We start from the raw sequence: 16,537 nt of genomic DNA, 5'->3' as shown, positions 1-16,537 counted from the left end.
CCTTACTCGTCAGGGGTGAGTTCGCCGCGTAAGTTGCGTGACATCGCCTCACGAATAGTCTGAGCATCCAGATTTTGGCTGAGTAGATAGTGCAGTTTAGTCAGTGTCGCCTCTACCGTCATATCGTAGCCGCTAATAACACCTGCTTGAGCCAATGCATTACCGGTCGCGTAGCCACCCATATTCACTTTACCGGACATACATTGCGTCAGGTTGACCACCACAATGCCGCGTGAACAGGCCTCTTGTAACTCTTTGAGGAACGCCCCGTGTTGTGGAGCATTGCCCACACCATAAGAGCGCAGAATCAACGCTTTCACAGGCTGGCGTAAGAAATTACCGACCACATCCGCAGAAATACCCGGGTAAATCGTCACCACGCCAATCGGTTGTGGAGTGATCGGATGAACGATTAACTCGCCTTCACCGTGTGGTGCGGCAGGAGTATTCAGACGGCGAATGTGAATCCCGGCTTCAAGCAACGGTGCAAGATTCGGTGAGGCGAATGCATCAAAACCGTCTGCATGGGCTTTGGTGGTGCGGTTGCCACGGTACAGACGATTGTTGAAGAACAGCGTCACTTCGTTTATCGGGAAGTTTGCCGCAACATAAAGTGAGTTGAGCAGGTTAATTTGCCCATCAGAACGCAGCTCGGCCAATGGAATCTGTGAGCCAGTTACAATGACCGGTTTACCGAGGTTTTCCAGCATAAACGACAACGCCGAGGCGGTGAATGCCATGGTGTCGGTACCATGAAGGATCACGAAACCATCGTACTCGTCGTAATGTGCTTTGATGTCATCAGCAATGTGCTGCCAGTCTTCCGGTGTCATATCGGAAGAGTCCATTAGCGGCTGATATTCATGAATGGTGAAATCAGGCATTTCCGGGCGATGGAATTCTGGCATCAAAGCCAGCTGGCGTTGTAAGTGACCGGAGACAGGAATGTAACCGTGTTCTGAGCGCTGCATACCGATAGTACCGCCGGTGTAGGCAACGTAGATGGATTTCTTTTGCATGAGTGAACTCAGGGCTTTTACACAATGGGGCGCAGTATAAGACGGCAGGGCAAAAAAATCAGCCCGGTGAATACCGGGCTGATGTTGATATTATTATCGCACATCACCACAGGTGAGGCAGAAGGCATAGCGATTCTGCGGATCATTCATGGTGCCAAACTTATCGTTTTGCGCTTTCACCGCCAGAGCCGCATCCGCCAGTGGTGCAGGCAAATACGCTTGTAACGCTTGCGGCAACATGGCGCGTACCGAGCCGCTCATGCTCTCGAACACCATATCCAGGAAGCTTGGATCATCTTTCCAGAAATCCAGATGCCAGGTTTTCAGCTTCGCCAGTTCAGCGGCTTTTGCCACCGCATCGTCGAAATCACCCAGGCTATCGACCAGGCCGTTAGCTTTGGCATCCTGCCCAGTCCAGACATGACCCTGCGCGATTTCATCAATTTGCTCTGGCGTTTTCTTACGAGAATCAGCCACCAGATTGATAAAACGCTTATAGCCATTCTCGATGGTCAACTGCATCATCTGCTGGACTTCCGGTGGTAACGACTTCGTCACCGCAACGTCGGCCAGGGCCGAAGTCGCCACGCCATCCGTGTGAACACCAATCGAATCCAGGCTGTTTTCCACGGTATTAATCACCCCAAAGATACCGATTGAACCGGTCAAGGTATTGGGGCTTGCGACAATATAATTGGCTGGCGTGGAAATCCAGTAACCGCCAGATGCCGCCATACCGCCCATCGAAACGACAATCGGCTTACCGGCTTCACGTGCGGCTTCCAGTTCATCACGAATCACTTCTGACGCGCTCACACTGCCACCAGGGCTGTTGACGCGCAGTACAATCGCCTTCACTTTAGGATCAAGACGCGCTTCGCGGATTTGCAACGCCGTGGTATCACCGCCGACCTGACCCGGAGTTTCCTGGCCGTCCATGATGGCGCCATCTGCGAGGATCACCGCAATCGCGTCACCTTTATCCTCAGGCTTTTTCACCACATAGTCATACATGCTGGTGTAGCTGAAATCTTTGCTTTCTTTGTTCCAGCCGAACTGCTTGATCATCGCTTTATCTACCGCCGCGCTACTCGCCAGTTGATCAACCAGTTTGTTATCCAGCGCGTATTTTGCGGTGTCGCCGCCGAGTTTTTGCAGGTTATCGAGCAAACCTTGCGCCCCAGGGAACACCTGCTGTGCCGTAATCTGGCGGTTAGCCGCAATGGTGCCCAGGTAGTTTTGCCAAAGTTCACCAATCCAGCGGCTATCGGCTTCACGCGCCGCAGGGGACATATCGTCACGAATAAACGGTTCGACAGCAGACTTATAAGTCCCAACGCGGAAGATATGCGTGGACACTTTCAGCTTATCGAGCAGCGTTTTGTAATACAGCGAATTCGTAGCAAAGCCGTGTAAATCCACCACGCCTTGTGGCGACATCCAGATTTTATTAGCGAAGCTTGCCAGATAATATTGCCCCTGGTTGTAGCTATCACCTACGGCATAAACCGGCTTACCACTGTCGCGGAATTCGCGCAGCGCCTTACCGATGTACTGCATAGACGGCTGATCACCACCGGCAAAATCTTTTAAATCCAGCACAATACCAGTGATATTGCGGTCGTCTTTCGCCTGACGAATGGTATCGACCACATCAAACAGCGAGTTTTCTTGCAAGCGGTCAGAACTGGCGCCGAGCAACTGACGGCCAATGACACCTAATTTATTACTGACCGACGGCTTATCGACCACCACACCGGTGATATCCATCAATAACGCGCCGCGTGCAGGCTCTGCTGGGGCACTATTAATCTGTGCCCAGATCCCAACGCCAACCAACACCAGCAGTACAAAAAAGAGATTGAGAATAAACTCTCGAATAAAGTTAAGCAGACGCCAGGTCCACTTAAAGAAACCGGCAATAAACCGCCCGATAGTGCGCATGTATTCTCCGAATTACCCAGTTTTAGCTGAGGTATAGCTAAAGTGATTGCTATCCTAAATACCCCCAGGGCAAATGTCAGTAGGAAATCTGCCGTGTGCTGTAACAAAATCTACAGTCGTGTTAGTTTCGCTGATTAAAATCATGACAGGAGTTATCAAATGGATGCACTTGAACTACTTCTTCACCGTCGCAGTGCTTCGCGCCTGGTGGAACCCGCTCCTGCGGGCGAAATTCTGGAAAACATTATTCGTGCCGGTATGCGCGCGCCTGACCACGGAACCTTGCAGCCGTGGCGCTTCATTGTGATTGAAGGCGAAGGCCGCGACCGCTTCAGCCACGTGCTGGAACAAGCCGCTATTGCTGAAGAGCTTGACGAGAAGGGCATTGAAAAGGCACGTACCGCACCATTCCGCGCACCGATGATTATCGCTGTGGTGGCATATTGTGATGACAACCATAAAGTCCCGGTCTGGGAGCAAGTGGTTTCTGCGGGTTGCGCGGTGATGGCAATGCAGATGGCAGCAGTCGCTCAGGGCTACAACGGCATCTGGCGCACCGGTATCTGGACTGAAAGCGAAGCGGTTCGTGAAGCACTTCATTGCCGTGAGCAAGATGAAGTGGTCGGTTTCTTGTATTTGGGTACCCCGCAACTCAAAGCCTCTACTACGGTCAGCGTGCCAGACATCACTCCGTTTGTGCGCAAATTCTAAGCAAACAATCAAAACCTGTCTGGATTGTGACCAGGAATGGGGCAATTCAGACATGCGGTCTTACTACTCGTTGAATTGAGCGCTACCATAGAGCGATTGCCAATGACAGGAGTAGTCTATGAGTGAGCAAACCGTTCGTTTGACGCAGTACAGCCACGGAGCTGGTTGCGGCTGCAAAATTTCCCCGAAAGTCCTGCAAACTATTCTGCAATCTGAGCAGAGCAAATTTGTCGACCCAAACTTGCTGGTTGGAAACGAAACCAGTGATGACGCGGCGGTTTACGATCTCGGCAACGGCACTTGTGTCATCAGCACCACCGACTTCTTTATGCCGATCGTCGACGATCCTTTTGACTTTGGGCGCATTGCCGCCACTAACGCTATTAGCGACATCTACGCGATGGGCGGCAAACCGATTATGGCTATCGCTATTCTGGGCTGGCCGATCAACACCCTGGCTCCTGAAATCGCCCGTAAAGTGATTGAAGGCGGGCGTTTTGTTTGCCAGCAAGCCGGGATTTCTCTGGCGGGCGGCCACTCAATCGACGCGCCAGAACCTATCTTTGGCCTTGCCGTCACCGGCATTGTGCCAACCGATCGTGTGAAGAAAAACAGCTCCGCGACACCAGGTTGCAAACTCTTCCTCACCAAGCCACTCGGCATCGGCGTGTTGACTACCGCTGAGAAAAAATCGCTGCTCAAACCAGAACATTACGGCCTCGCGGCAGAAATCATGTGCCAGCTCAACAAACCTGGCGCTGAGTTTGCTGATATCGAAGGCGTCACGGCGATGACTGACGTCACGGGTTTTGGCCTGCTGGGCCACCTGAGCGAAATGTGCCGTGGTGCGGGTGTCCAGGCCGAAATCTGGTTCGATAAAGTCCCTAAATTGCCAGACGTTGAAGCCTATATCGCCCAGGGCTGCGTACCCGGTGGCACCTCGCGTAACTTCGCCAGCTATGGCTACTTAATGGGTGAAATGAGCGAAGCGCAGCGTGATTTGCTTTGTGACCCGCAAACTTCCGGTGGCTTGTTGCTGGCTGTTGAGGCGGATGCTGAAGCTGCGGTGGCGGCAGTTGCTGAAAAAAATGGCATCACGCTGACTGCCATTGGCGAGCTAAAAACCGCTCGTGGCGGCCGCCCGATGATTGAGATTTGCTAGTCGGATGCGTCTGTTTATTGCCGAAAAACCCAGCCTCGCTCGCGCTATTGCTGACGTGCTGCCTAAACCTCATCGTCGGGGTGATGGCTTCATTGAGTGTGGTAATGGGCAAGTCGTGACCTGGTGCATCGGTCACTTGTTGGAACAGGCTCAGCCGGATGCTTACGACGGGCGTTACGCACGCTGGAATCTGGCTGACTTGCCGATTGTGCCGGAAAAATGGCAATTGCAGCCGCGCCCATCGGTCACCAAACAGCTCAACGCTATCAAAAAACTGTTGGTGCAAGCCGACGAAGTGGTTCACGCAGGTGACCCGGATCGCGAAGGGCAACTGCTGGTGGATGAGGTTCTCGACTACTTGCAACTGGCGCCGGAAAAGCGCCAGCAAGTACAGCGCTGCCTGATTAACGACCTTAACCCGCAGGCAGTTGAACGTGCAATTACTCGCCTGCGTTCCAATAGCGAGTTCATCCCGCTGTGTGTTTCAGCACTGGCGCGAGCACGAGCTGACTGGCTTTACGGCATCAATATGACCCGCGCCTACACCATTCTGGGGCGTAACGCGGGTTATCAAGGCGTGCTTTCGGTCGGGCGTGTACAAACCCCAGTACTGGGTTTAGTGGTGCGTCGTGATGAAGAAATCGAGAATTTCGTCGCCAAAGACTTCTTTGAAGTGAAAGCGCACATCGTCACGCCAGCCGATGAACGTTTTGTCGCGACATGGCAGCCGAGCGAGTCTTGTGAACCCTATCAGGATGAAGAAGGGCGCTTGCTGCATCGCCCGCTGGCAGATCATGTGGTCAACCGCATCGGCGGACAGCCAGCCATCGTCACGGCGTATAATGATAAACGGGAATCAGAAGTCGCCCCGTTACCGTTTTCGCTCTCGACCTTGCAAATTGAGGCGGCCAAACGGTTTGGTGTCAGTGCGCAGAACGTGCTGGATATCTGCCAGAAACTCTACGAAACGCACAAACTTATCACTTATCCGCGTTCGGATTGCCGCTACTTACCGGAAGAGCATTTTGCTGGCCGCCATGCGGTACTGAATGCGATAAGCATTCATCAGCCCGATTTGCTGCCGCAACCAGCGCTGAATACTGACCTGCGCAACCGCTGCTGGGACGACAAAAAAGTCGACGCGCACCACGCGATTATTCCCACCGCGCGCAGCTCCAAAATTTCGCTTTCTGAAAATGAAGCTAAAGTTTACAACCTGATCGCCCGACAATACTTAATGCAGTTCTGTGCCGATGCGGTGTTCCGCAAATGCACTATCGATCTCGATATTGCTGGCGGCAAGTTTAACGCCAAAGCGCGTTTCCTGGCGGAAGCTGGCTGGCGCACGTTGCTGGGTGGTAAAGAGCGCGATGAAGAGAACGACGGTACGCCGTTGCCAGTGGTCGCTAAAGGCGATGAATTGCTGTGTGAAAAAGGCGAAGTGATAGAACGCCAGACTCAACCGCCGCGCCATTTCACGGATGCGACGTTGCTCTCAGCGATGACCGGGATTGCTCGTTTTGTGCAGGATAAAGATCTTAAAAAGATCCTGCGCGCGACGGACGGACTAGGCACTGAAGCGACCCGTGCGGGGATTATCGAATTGCTGTTTAAACGCACCTTCCTGGTGAAGAAAGGGCGTTATATCCACTCTTCGGATGCCGGACGGGCCTTGATTCACTCGCTCCCTGAACTGGCGGCACGGCCAGATATGACGGCGCAGTGGGAATCGACGCTGACGCAAATCAGTGAAAAACAGTGTCGTTACCAGGACTTCATGCAGCCGCTGGTGCAAACGCTATATGACCTGATTCATCAGGCGCGAACCAAACCAGTGCATCATGCTTTTAAAGGGGTTAAAGCCCCTGACGAGCAGAAAAAACCGCGTAAACAATGGGCGAAAAAAGAGGGAAGTGATGATGCGACTAAAAAGCCTGCTCGCCGCCGCCGTGCTGCTGATGATAAGCCTGCCGGGGATGGCGCAGCGTCTTGATCCACAGGTAGATATCTCGGTACCTCCGGAAGTCTTCAGTACTCAGGGCCAACGAGCAGCACCGTGCAGCCAGTGCTGCATCTACCAGGATCAAAATTATTCTGAAGGGGCGGTGGTAAAAGCCGAGGGCGGCGTTTTACTGCAATGCCAGCGTGATGAAAAAACGCTTAGCACGAATCCTTTAGTCTGGCATCGCGTAAGGCCATAAACGCTTTAAGTAATGGGATATCTGCCGGGGCAAGCGGGTAATCAAACGCCTCGGCAGGTAAACACCAGACCAGTTCACTGTGGCAAAGCGCGGTCAATTCACCGCTGAATTCGCTTACATGCCACGCATGAAGATGAATGATTCGCCCGGACACTTCTCGCTGGTGGCTGGCAACGTAATTGCCCACCACCGCTTTAATCGCCAACTCTTCTTCCAGTTCCCGCGCAAGCGCCGCCGGTTGTGATTCATTGGCATCCACCTTGCCGCCAGGAAATTCCCATAAACCGGCTTGGTCGCCACTTTCCGGGCGACGTGCGAGCAAAATTTTACCGTCCTGCTCGATGATTGCCGCAACAACATCAATGGTTTTCATGATACCGGTCCGTTCTTTATCTATGGGCGTGGCATAATACGCGCCACCAAAGATTATCTGAAGCTCTTCCCGAATGATGAATAAAAACAGATCCCCATGGGTACCGCCACTTGATGCGCTGCCCGCCAGTTTACGGCCCATTGTTGCCATGCAAAAAAAACATTTCGGCTCGGTGCTGAACCCCACACGCTGGTGGGGACGTTTCCCGTATTTATTCTGGCTGGTGGCACTGTTTGTCGGGTTCCTTGAAAGACGGCGTTCCGGCATCGATCCCATCGTCCGTTCGCTGGTGATGACGCGCGTTTCCCAACAATGCTGCTGCGAATTCTGTATTGATGCCAATAGCCTGCGACTGGCTGAACGCAGCGGTTCGATGGACAAAGTGCTGGCGGTCGCCAACTGGCGTGAAGAAACGTTATTCACTGCCAAAGAACAGGCAGCACTGGCCTACGCAGATGCGATGACAGCCACTCCGCCGAATATCAGTGATGCGTTGAAAGATGAATTGAAAGTCCATTTCGATGACAAAGCTATCACTGAATTAACAGCACTAGTTGCGTTTCAAAACCTGTCAGCCCGCTTTAATGCTGCACTGGATATTCCGGCGCAAGGGTTATGCGTCACCCCGACTGAGAAGCCGCCACATGTTTGATAGTTACCTTCATCCCCGTGTTAAACCGTTGCTTGAGCGTGTGGCGCAAACCCTGGATAAACCGACTATCACGCCAGACGGGCTGACGCTGTTTGGTTTTGCTATCGGCGTGCTGGCATTACCGTTTCTGGCATTGCAGTGGTATAGCGCAGCACTGGTGGCGATTGTGCTCAACCGCTTGTTTGATGGTTTAGACGGTGCGCTGGCGCGACGACGCGGCCTGACCGATGCGGGCGGGTTTCTGGATATTGCGCTGGATTTTCTGTTTTACGCGCTGGTGCCGTTTGGTTTTATTCTTGCCGACCCTGCACAAAATGCGCTGGCGGGTGGTTGGCTACTGTTCGCATTTATTGGCACCGGCAGCAGTTTCCTGGCCTTTGCTGCGGTGGCGCAAAAGCATCAACTTGATAACCCCGGCTATGCGCACAAATCGTTTTATTACCTCGGCGGCTTGACGGAAGGCACGGAAACTATCGCGTTGTTTGTGCTGAGTTGCCTGTTCCCGCAGTGGTTCGTTTGGTTTGCGTGGGTGTTTGGAGCATTGTGCTGGATGACGACATTGACGCGGGTGTGGAGTGGCTATCAGACGTTAAAGCGCGTGGGTGGTTGAAGAAGAGCCCTCACCCTAACCCTCTCCCACAAGGAGAGGGGATAGAGCGGTTTCTCCCTCACCGCGCGTGTTTTCCCCCTCTCCTGAGGGAGAGGGTCGGGGTGAGGGGAAAACTTAAAACATCTTACAGAGGCTTACGCTCACCCGTAGCTACCGGATTCTGCGGATTACTACTCCACTCATACCAGCCGCCGTCGTACACGCCGACATTCTTCCAGCCCATCGCACGGGCATACATGAAGGTTTCTGATGCGCGCCAGCCAGTACCACAGTAAAAGGCCACTTGCTGATCCGGCGTAATATTCCAGCTCTTCCACATGGCGGCGATGTCATCAGCAGAACGCATGGTGCCGTCCGGATTATGGAAATCTTCCATATGCGTCGAGTCAGAACCCGCATGGCCCCAGCGCGCACCGGCAATCTCACCTTTTGGCTTGATGTAGCTATAACCACTGGTAGTGCCGATAAACTCCGGCCACGAACGGATACTGACCAGCGAGGCATCTTTGCGGCCTAACAACCCGCGCGCTTGCTCGGTGTCGAGCATCAGCTGTGGTTGGCCTGGGAATGGCGCACCAAAATCGGCTGCCGGTTTAACCTCGTTTGGCAAACCGCGCTCTACAGGTAATTTGGCGTCAGCCCAACTCTGCCAGCCACCATCCAGCAAACGCACGTCTTTCACGCCGGCATACAGCAGTATTTGTGCGACACGCGCTGCAGCATAGACATCACGTCCGTACATCACCACCGTGGTGTCATGACGGATACCGTGTTTTGCCAGCAAAGCTTTGAGTTGGTCGTCAGACACTTTATTCCATAACGGCTCGCTTTCGATATCGTTGGTATCGATGTAATCCGCACCAGGAATATGGCTTAACAGATACTGTTTCGGTGCACCCCAGGCGGCTTCGATGATTTTGACTTCGCCCGCAGGTTTTGCCACAACGTCTTTATTCTGCATCAGGTTATGTAGCCACTGCGGATAAACAAGCTGCTCGAAGTGGGCCATTTTCTGCAAACGTGCCGGTTGTTGCAGGGCATCAGACAGCAGAGCGATGTGCTGATAACCCAGTTTGGACAGCCGCACTTTTACCGCTTTTGTCTCATCACTTTGACCGTACAGCGCAATCAAACTATCTGATGCCAGATTGTGTTGTTTTGCCCACAGTTGCAGTTGCTCGTCATTCATCATGCCTAACCAACTGGCCGATAAATTAAGCGCGGCAGGCTCGTGGCCACCAACACCGTTCAGGGTTTGCGGCCAGCCGTTATAAAAAGCACTGGGACGGGTATCAATCACCACGCCGTGCTGCGCCTGAAGGTTGGATAAAGTCATTTGGGAAGGCTTGTCTGCAGCGATTGCCATGTGCGCCAACCCAGATAACATCAAGGCGGCGGTTAGTTGAGAAACACGTTTCATCTTATAACCTGAAAAAGAGAGAAAAAAGAGGCGCTATCTTGCGCCATTCACGTGAGTGATTCCTTGCGTTACCGCATATTTGATTCACAGCGTAATAATCTGCCCATCAGGCGGAATATCCTGCGGGTCATGGGTGACCAGCACCACCGGAATAGCTTGTTGCTCAACCTGTTGCCAGACGAACTGGCGAAATTGCTCGCGCAAGGTTTGATCAAGGCGCGAGAAAGGCTCGTCGAGCAACAGAGCTTCTGGCTTCGCTAACAATGCCCTTAACACACTAATCCGTGCATGTTCCCCGCCAGAAAGAGTCGCCGGGTCACGACGTGAAAAGCCCGCTAACTGCGCATTTTCCAGCGCTTGTTCAACGCAATGCTGCCGTTGTTCGCGACTTTTAACCGCGGCCGGAATCGCCATTGCCAGATTTTGCCCGACATTAAGATGGTCAAATAACAGCGCATCCTGAAACAGAATACCGATGTTTCGCCGTTCGGTCGGCAGCGTATCGCGACGCTGTTGGTTTAGCCATAACTCGCCGGTCACCGTAAATTCAGCGGGTAATGCGCCAATTATCCAACTTAAAAACGTTGATTTACCCGCTCCTGATGGTCCCATCAGCGTCAGCACTTCCCCCGCAGAAACGGTGAAATTAAGCGCGTGAATCAGCGAGCGGGAATTCCTGGTAATGGTGCAATCCTGAACACACAGCATTAGCGTAATCCTTGTCGAAAACGCCCGAGCAGGCGGCCAACCTGAAGCGTGATGATAAACATGATGAATGGCAGCAGCATCTGCAACAACGCCTGAATCGCCTGTTGTTGCGGATCGACACCGCTGCTCAGTGCCACAGTTTGGGTGGTGACAGTGGTAAAACGCCCAGCCCCCGCGTACAGCGTCGGTAAATATTGCGCGATGCTGACTGAAAACCCGACCGCTAGCGCCGCCAGAAGAGGGCGTGCCAGCAGCGGTAATTTAACCAAACAGACAATTTTCCACGATGACCAGCCAAAGGTGCGGGCGGTGATAACCAGACGCGGATCTATCTGCTGCCAGGCGGGCCGCGCTACCAAAAGCATATACGGCACAACCCACAGTAAATGGCTCCAGATAACACCGGGCCAGCCGCCGTCTTGTTGCAAAATTAACAGCATACGATATTGCCCGGCGACCAGCGGTAAAGCAGGCAAAAATAGCGGTAGCGCTAGCCACAGATCAAAACGGGGATTGCCACCCTCAAGCCACAGAATAATCACCAGCAAGCCAGTGAAACTGCTTGCCAGCGCCAGTAGCAGCGTGGTGCCCAATGGCGACAACTCAGCCGCTTGCCATCCTGAAAACGCCCAGCCATCCGGCAAAATAGCAGGATAAAACCAACCCTCGGCCATCGACCAGATAACCAGCATTGCCAGCGCCGCGATGCAGGTTGCCGTCATCACCAACCCTAAACTTGATGCCAGTGGCTGGATATTAAGTAGATGTCTTTGACCTGAAAAACGCCCGACTGCGCGGCGAAACACGCGCCATAAAATCCAGCCCAACACGATAAAACAACCTAACAGCCCGACTAATAACAGTGAGGTCAACATGCCCATCGCCACGCGCTGCGGGTCGGCATCGTTCAACCACTGCCACGCCAGTACCGCCAGCGTCGGTGGGTTGTTCGGACCGAGAATAATGGACACATCCACCACGGACAGGCTGTAGGCCACCACCGCCAGTAATGCCCATTTCAGACGCGGCAACAATGACGGAACCAGCACGCGAATGCGGCATTGTAGCGGGCCATAGCCCAGGCTGCGTGCGACGGTGAGCTGTTGGGAAAGGGTTTGGTAATTGAGCTGGGTGTTGGCTATCCATAATAAAAACCAGCTCTCTTTGAGCGCCAGCAAAATACCCAGACCCATGCCATATTCATCAAGATGAAATGAGATGCCGCATAAGCGAGCGAGCCAACCGTTATCGGCGAACAGGAACAAAAAACCGCTGGCGAATGCGACGTGCGGTAGCGCTAATAAAAGCGGCAGTTGCGCGGCATAACGCCGCCAGCGAGCGCCAGGCCACAGGCCACAAAGCAGCACCAGACATAACACCAGCGAACCCGCGACGCTAATCACCGTCGAGTTGAGTGTTGCCAGTAAAGCACCAGACCATTGGTTGTCAGCCCATAGTGCCTGCCAGATTCCTGGCTCCAGCGCGGGGGTTGCCATCATTAGCAAGCCCGGAAGCAGTGGGGCAAAAACGCAACCCACGGCAAACCAGGCTAATAAACGTAGACTCATTTCGCCCCGTAGCGTTGTAACCACTCTTTTTCCAGCGCGTTTACCCAGGCGGCATGCGGCTCTGGCAGATACGGTACCGCTTGCAGATGGGCAGGTTTTTGGGCATCAAGTTGTTCGCCCAAAGGTGCGGGCAGCGTTGCGCTATCCAGAATGGTGGTATCGCCCCAAATTGCCGGATTAGCCTTACGGATTTGCGCTTGCGGTGACATCAGGAAATTAGCCACCACTTGTGCACCAGCCTGCGCGCGGGCATTGGCGGGGATCGTCACAAAGTGAACGTTGCCCAGCATGCCTTGCGCAAAGCCAAATGCCCTTGCGGTATGCGGCAGTTGTTTGCGGTCAATAAGGTTATCGACATGCGCCGGATTAAACGTTACCGACATCAACAGTTCGCCATCCGCCAGCATGCGGTCCATGCGTGCAGGCGTTGGTGGGAAGGTTTTTCCCCCGCGCCATAATAGCGGATGCAGTTGGTCGAGATAATCCCACAGTGGCGCAGTCACCTGCTTAAAGGTGGCCGGATCAGGCGGCAGGCGCAGCGCTTGCGGCTCTCGAGTCAGCACAATCAGCAGTTGTTCAATAAACGCGGTGCCAGTGAAATCAGGTGGGCGAGGGTAGCTCAATTTGCCAGGATGTGCTTTGGCAAATGCCAGCAGTTCAGGTGCACTGCGCGGGAATTTCACACCCGTTTGCGCATTGCCGATCAACATCAATTGAGCGCTGCCCCACGGTGCCTCGGCACCGTCAGTCGGTTGCGAGAAATCCTCACGTACTGGTTTTTTCTGGTCGACATAGCGCCAGTTGGGTAATTCCCACGCCCAGCCATCTTTTAGCAAACCGGCCTGTTTCAGAGTATGGAAGTTTTCACCATTCACCCACAGCAAATCGACCGAGCCATTATCTTTGCGCCCTGCGCTGTCTTCGCTCTGAATACGTTTTACCGCGTCGGCAGCATCCGCCAGGCGCACGACTTTGAGCGTCACGCCATAGTGTTGCTTCATTTCTCCGGCGACCCAGTCGAGATAGCTGTTTACCGCAGGGTCGCCGCCCCAGGCGTTGAAGTAAACCGTCTGGCCTTTTGCCTGCTGGCGCAGGCTATCCCAGTCAGTAGGCTGTGCAAAGCATGAAAAGCCGATCGCAACCAGCGACAGCAAAAGCGTTAAAAGACGCAAAATGGGATCCTTATGATTTTCGCAGCAAGCGGACTATCCAGCGCGAGAACAACGGCAGGAAGCCGAGCAGAGCGAACATCAACATCATACCGGGTGAAAGAATATCGCTAAGACTACGCAACTGGCTCAATTGGCGGCCAGCATTGAGATAAACCACAATCGCCGGCAGCATCCCGACAAGGCTAACGGCAAAATAACCCAGCGTTTTGACCGATGTCAGGCCCATCAGCAAATTGATAAGAAAGAACGGGAAAATGGGCGTCAGTCGTAATGCAAAAAGATAGTACAAGCCTTCGCGTTCCACACCGCTATTGATTGCAGCCATCGGTGTGGCGAAACGAAGGCGTACCCAGGCGCGTAATAAATAGCGGCTAATCAGCATGGCAAGCGTTGCGCCACAGGTCGCCGCCAGCGCCACCAGTACGGTGCCCTGGAATAGCCCAAACTGCGAGCCAGCCAACAGCGTTAAGAGTGTTGCGCCAGGAATTGAAAGGGTAGTGACGAGCACATAAATCAGAAAGAAAGCCAGCGCCGTTTGTAGCGGGTGCTGCTGATGCCAGTCAGAAAACTGTGCCTGATAGTGTTGCAGTGCCGCCAGGCTGCCTGGCGGCAAAAAGAAGATGAGCAGGACAAAAACCACAACCAGCGTGGCAAACAGTAACTTACGCATCGGATGTGGTGTTTTCCCTTACAGCTTAAATTCAGCCCAAACGGGGGCGTGGTCTGAAGGTTTTTCCATGCTACGAATATCGTAATCAATGCCGGTCGCAACACAGCGTTCAGCCAGCGGATGGCTCGCCAGCAGCAGGTCGATACGCAGACCACGGTTGTCATCGAAGCCTTTTGAGCGGTAATCAAACCATGAGAACTTGTCTTGTGCATCCGGATTGGCATGACGGAAGGTGTCGACCAGGCCCCAGCTAATCAGGCGGTCCATCCACTCGCGTTCTTCCGGCAGGAAGGAACATTTACCAGTGCGCAACCAGCGTTTGCGATTCTCTTCGCCGATGCCGATGTCGAGATCGGTTGGGCTGATATTCACATCACCCATAATCAGCACCGGACTGTCTTTCTTCAAAGAACTGTCGAGATAGTTTTGCAGATCCTGGTAGAACTTCGCTTTGGCCGGGAATTTGGTCGGATGGTCGCGGCTTTCGCCCTGCGGGAAGTAACCGTTAATCACTGTCAGGTTACCTAATGGCGAAGGGATTTCAGCCATGATCAGGCGGCGTTGTGCTTCTTCATCGTCACCAGGGAAGCCACGGCGCACCGAAATCGGTGTCTCTTTGGTGAGCAGCGCCACACCGTAATGGCCTTTCTGACCATGATAAAAGACGTTGTAGCCAAGCTTTGCGACATCTTCGAGCGGGAACATGTCGTCATGGACTTTGGTTTCCTGCAAACCGATAACGTCAGGCTGATGCTGTTCAACAATGGCTTCAAGTTGATGCGGACGGGCGCGCAGGCCGTTGATATTAAAAGAGACGAATTTCATAAGTCGCTGCCGTGGTTACTTAACAATGTTGCAGGATGGTAGCAGAAAATCGATAGAAATGCCGGACAGGATGACATCTTTGGATTATTTACGCGATGGCTGAATCAAGTGGTTTGGGCATTGATTTTGTTGGAATTCCAGTTACATGCCTAATGCTGTAACTGGAAAGAAAACAGGGATGTTATTTTTATACAAAATATCAGTTTTTATAGACGGTAAATTGCCCCTTTTTGAATGCTGCCATGCGTGGAACTCGGATTTCTGGGCGGAAAAAACTATTGATTAAGTTATTCATTTGGTTGGTGCTAACCATTTCAAAGAGGATATTTTGATCTTCATCAGGCAATAAGCGAATGGTAGCGATAATGTAATGAGCTAACCCTTGCAGTGAAAACTGTCTGCCCTGGAAAAATATATCTGTCCTGGGTATTTCCCGATCGGCGAGCATGCTTTTACAGTAATCACTGAGATCGTTTATTTTACAACTCGGTGTTTCCAGTGTTAATTGATCAAGTAAAACCATTGATGAGTTACTAAATTGTGAGTGCTGGTAATTAATTTTAAAGAATGTTTTACCAAAACGGCTTCTGTTTTTTTTAAGACTACATCCTGCTTCAAGCGAAAAGAAAACATAGTCTGTATTTGCCAGTCCGTGGACATCTAATGGATGACTATTTTCTGAGGGGAAGGGGATTCCTTTAGCCATCAGTTGTTTGCGTGAATAAAGGACTAAATCTCCTTTGTCATTAATGACACGATTATTGTTTGTGGCATGCAAAGCATAAAAAGGTGTAGCCATGAAATAGCTTAAAAAGACTTTCTCACGACTGCTTAATGGGTGGAGCATTTCCCGTAAAAAATGGTAATTACTTAAAGAGAGATGGCTTGCGGAAGAAAAGCGAACTCCGGCAGACACCCTTAGTGCGTGAACCATTTTTTGTGCCAGATAACTCTCATTGCTATACCATAGTGAGCCACGACTGAGCATATATTCACTGGCTTTATTTGACCATCTGTTGCGTGTTATACGCAACAGTTTCTCTCCGATTTTTATCTCTTTGCTTGTTAACATTATTTCATCATCCAATGATGTGTAGTGTTTATATATTTACGGCATGTATATAAATAATATATATGTTATATTTATAATGGTGGGCATTTAGGTTTTTATTATACATACGCATAAAAAAAATGGGAATACACCTACCACTCGCCATATTTCAAGTTCATGCACGTTGGCTGTATTCATTCACCCGACAAATCTTCCGGGAGCAGCTATGCCCTGTTTAAGGGCGTATGCGGTTTTTTGGTGCAACAAACTTAGTGCAAACCCCAGCATTGATCACAAATCCAGTATTAAATTTTACTACTGCATAATATTTCTTGTTTTCGTGTTGCGATCCATACACTGCCATAAAACTATGCACTAATTATTCACTTTATGTGAATAGTGTGTATTTGTAACTCATTGATTTTTCAATCACACCTCTGTGCTATTCATT

Annotated in this window: 16 protein-coding genes; 6 read left to right on the top strand and 10 right to left on the bottom strand. The window is 52.0% G+C overall.

Annotated elements, in window-relative coordinates; all coding sequences use genetic code 11:
• Positions 1–2: 2 nt before the first annotated feature.
• Together ansA and sppA are read right to left on the bottom strand one after the other, a co-directional pair.
• Positions 3–1,019 (bottom strand): asparaginase, encoded by a 1,017-nt coding sequence (ansA, locus tag EC843_RS16160; RefSeq protein ID WP_064547638.1) that lies wholly within the window; start codon positions 1,017–1,019, stop codon positions 3–5.
• 93 nt (positions 1,020–1,112) lie between these two features.
• On the bottom strand, positions 1,113–2,963 hold the full coding sequence (sppA, locus tag EC843_RS16155) for a signal peptide peptidase SppA (RefSeq protein WP_133522600.1): 1,851 nt from the start codon (positions 2,961–2,963) through the stop codon (positions 1,113–1,115).
• 159 nt (positions 2,964–3,122) lie between these two features.
• Here sppA and EC843_RS16150 point away from each other — a divergent pair, with 159 nt between their 5' ends.
• The 4 genes from EC843_RS16150 to EC843_RS16135 all read left to right on the top strand — a co-directional run bounded on the left by EC843_RS16150 (position 3,123) and on the right by EC843_RS16135 (position 7,037).
• Positions 3,123–3,674: an NAD(P)H nitroreductase gene (locus tag EC843_RS16150; protein ID WP_121815424.1), complete on the top strand. Its 552-nt coding sequence runs from the start codon at positions 3,123–3,125 to the stop codon at positions 3,672–3,674.
• Positions 3,675–3,792: 118 nt separating this feature from the next.
• Positions 3,793–4,836, top strand: coding sequence for a selenide, water dikinase SelD (gene selD / locus EC843_RS16145; protein ID WP_133522599.1), 1,044 nt, complete (start codon positions 3,793–3,795; stop codon positions 4,834–4,836).
• Between the two features lie 4 nt (positions 4,837–4,840).
• On the top strand, positions 4,841–6,829 hold the full coding sequence (locus EC843_RS16140) for a DNA topoisomerase III (protein ID WP_064547629.1): 1,989 nt from the start codon (positions 4,841–4,843) through the stop codon (positions 6,827–6,829).
• Positions 6,756–7,037 (top strand): DUF1496 domain-containing protein, encoded by a 282-nt coding sequence (locus tag EC843_RS16135; RefSeq protein WP_074388582.1) that lies wholly within the window; start codon positions 6,756–6,758, stop codon positions 7,035–7,037. Before EC843_RS16140 ends, EC843_RS16135 begins: the two co-directional genes overlap by 74 nt.
• Here the strand turns inward: EC843_RS16135 and EC843_RS16130 are convergent.
• Complete coding sequence (locus EC843_RS16130) at positions 6,997–7,410, bottom strand: pyrimidine (deoxy)nucleoside triphosphate diphosphatase (RefSeq protein ID WP_133522598.1); 414 nt, start codon at positions 7,408–7,410, stop codon at positions 6,997–6,999. The two genes, EC843_RS16135 and EC843_RS16130, sit on opposite strands and share 41 nt — an antisense overlap.
• A gap of 76 nt (positions 7,411–7,486) precedes the next feature.
• Between EC843_RS16130 and EC843_RS16125 the strand changes: the two genes are divergently transcribed.
• Both EC843_RS16125 and EC843_RS16120 read left to right on the top strand, forming a co-directional pair.
• Positions 7,487–8,062, top strand: a complete 576-nt coding sequence (locus tag EC843_RS16125; protein ID WP_202914408.1) for a carboxymuconolactone decarboxylase family protein — start codon at positions 7,487–7,489, stop codon at positions 8,060–8,062.
• Positions 8,055–8,672 (top strand): CDP-alcohol phosphatidyltransferase family protein, encoded by a 618-nt coding sequence (locus tag EC843_RS16120; protein WP_133522597.1) that lies wholly within the window; start codon positions 8,055–8,057, stop codon positions 8,670–8,672. The genes EC843_RS16125 and EC843_RS16120 overlap by 8 nt, the downstream gene beginning before the upstream one ends.
• A 124-nt stretch (positions 8,673–8,796) precedes the next feature.
• Here the strand turns inward: EC843_RS16120 and EC843_RS16115 are convergent, their stop codons facing one another.
• The 7 genes from EC843_RS16115 to EC843_RS16085 form a co-directional block, all read right to left on the bottom strand.
• Entirely contained in the window at positions 8,797–10,092 is a 1,296-nt protein-coding gene (locus EC843_RS16115; protein ID WP_064547603.1) for a rhodanese-like domain-containing protein, read from the bottom strand.
• Between the two features lie 84 nt (positions 10,093–10,176).
• Complete coding sequence (locus EC843_RS16110; RefSeq protein WP_121815429.1) at positions 10,177–10,800, bottom strand: ATP-binding cassette domain-containing protein; 624 nt, start codon at positions 10,798–10,800, stop codon at positions 10,177–10,179.
• Entirely contained in the window at positions 10,800–12,368 is a 1,569-nt protein-coding gene (locus EC843_RS16105) for an ABC transporter permease subunit (protein ID WP_133522596.1), read from the bottom strand. Before EC843_RS16105 ends, EC843_RS16110 begins: the two co-directional genes overlap by 1 nt.
• Positions 12,365–13,522 carry an ABC transporter substrate-binding protein gene (locus tag EC843_RS16100; protein ID WP_133522699.1) on the bottom strand — a complete coding sequence of 386 codons (1,158 nt, stop codon included), beginning with the start codon at positions 13,520–13,522 and terminating at the stop codon, positions 12,365–12,367. Before EC843_RS16100 ends, EC843_RS16105 begins: the two co-directional genes overlap by 4 nt.
• A 28-nt stretch (positions 13,523–13,550) precedes the next feature.
• Positions 13,551–14,210: a TVP38/TMEM64 family protein gene (locus EC843_RS16095; protein WP_121815431.1), complete on the bottom strand. Its 660-nt coding sequence runs from the start codon at positions 14,208–14,210 to the stop codon at positions 13,551–13,553.
• An 18-nt stretch (positions 14,211–14,228) separates the two neighbouring features.
• A complete protein-coding gene (xthA, locus tag EC843_RS16090) occupies positions 14,229–15,035 on the bottom strand; it encodes an exodeoxyribonuclease III (RefSeq protein ID WP_064547592.1) in 807 nt (268 codons plus the stop codon).
• Between the two features lie 199 nt (positions 15,036–15,234).
• The gene (locus tag EC843_RS16085; protein ID WP_133522595.1) at positions 15,235–16,107 is read right to left on the bottom strand and encodes a hypothetical protein; all 873 of its coding nucleotides are present in this window, start codon (positions 16,105–16,107) and stop codon (positions 15,235–15,237) included.
• Between the last annotated feature and the right edge of the window lie 430 nt (positions 16,108–16,537).

The organism is Buttiauxella sp. JUb87 (assembly GCF_004361975.1).
GTDB lineage: Bacteria > Pseudomonadota > Gammaproteobacteria > Enterobacterales > Enterobacteriaceae > Buttiauxella > Buttiauxella ferragutiae.
Note: the sequence above shows the minus strand (reverse complement) of the source record. Positions and strands in the feature narration are given on the sequence as shown.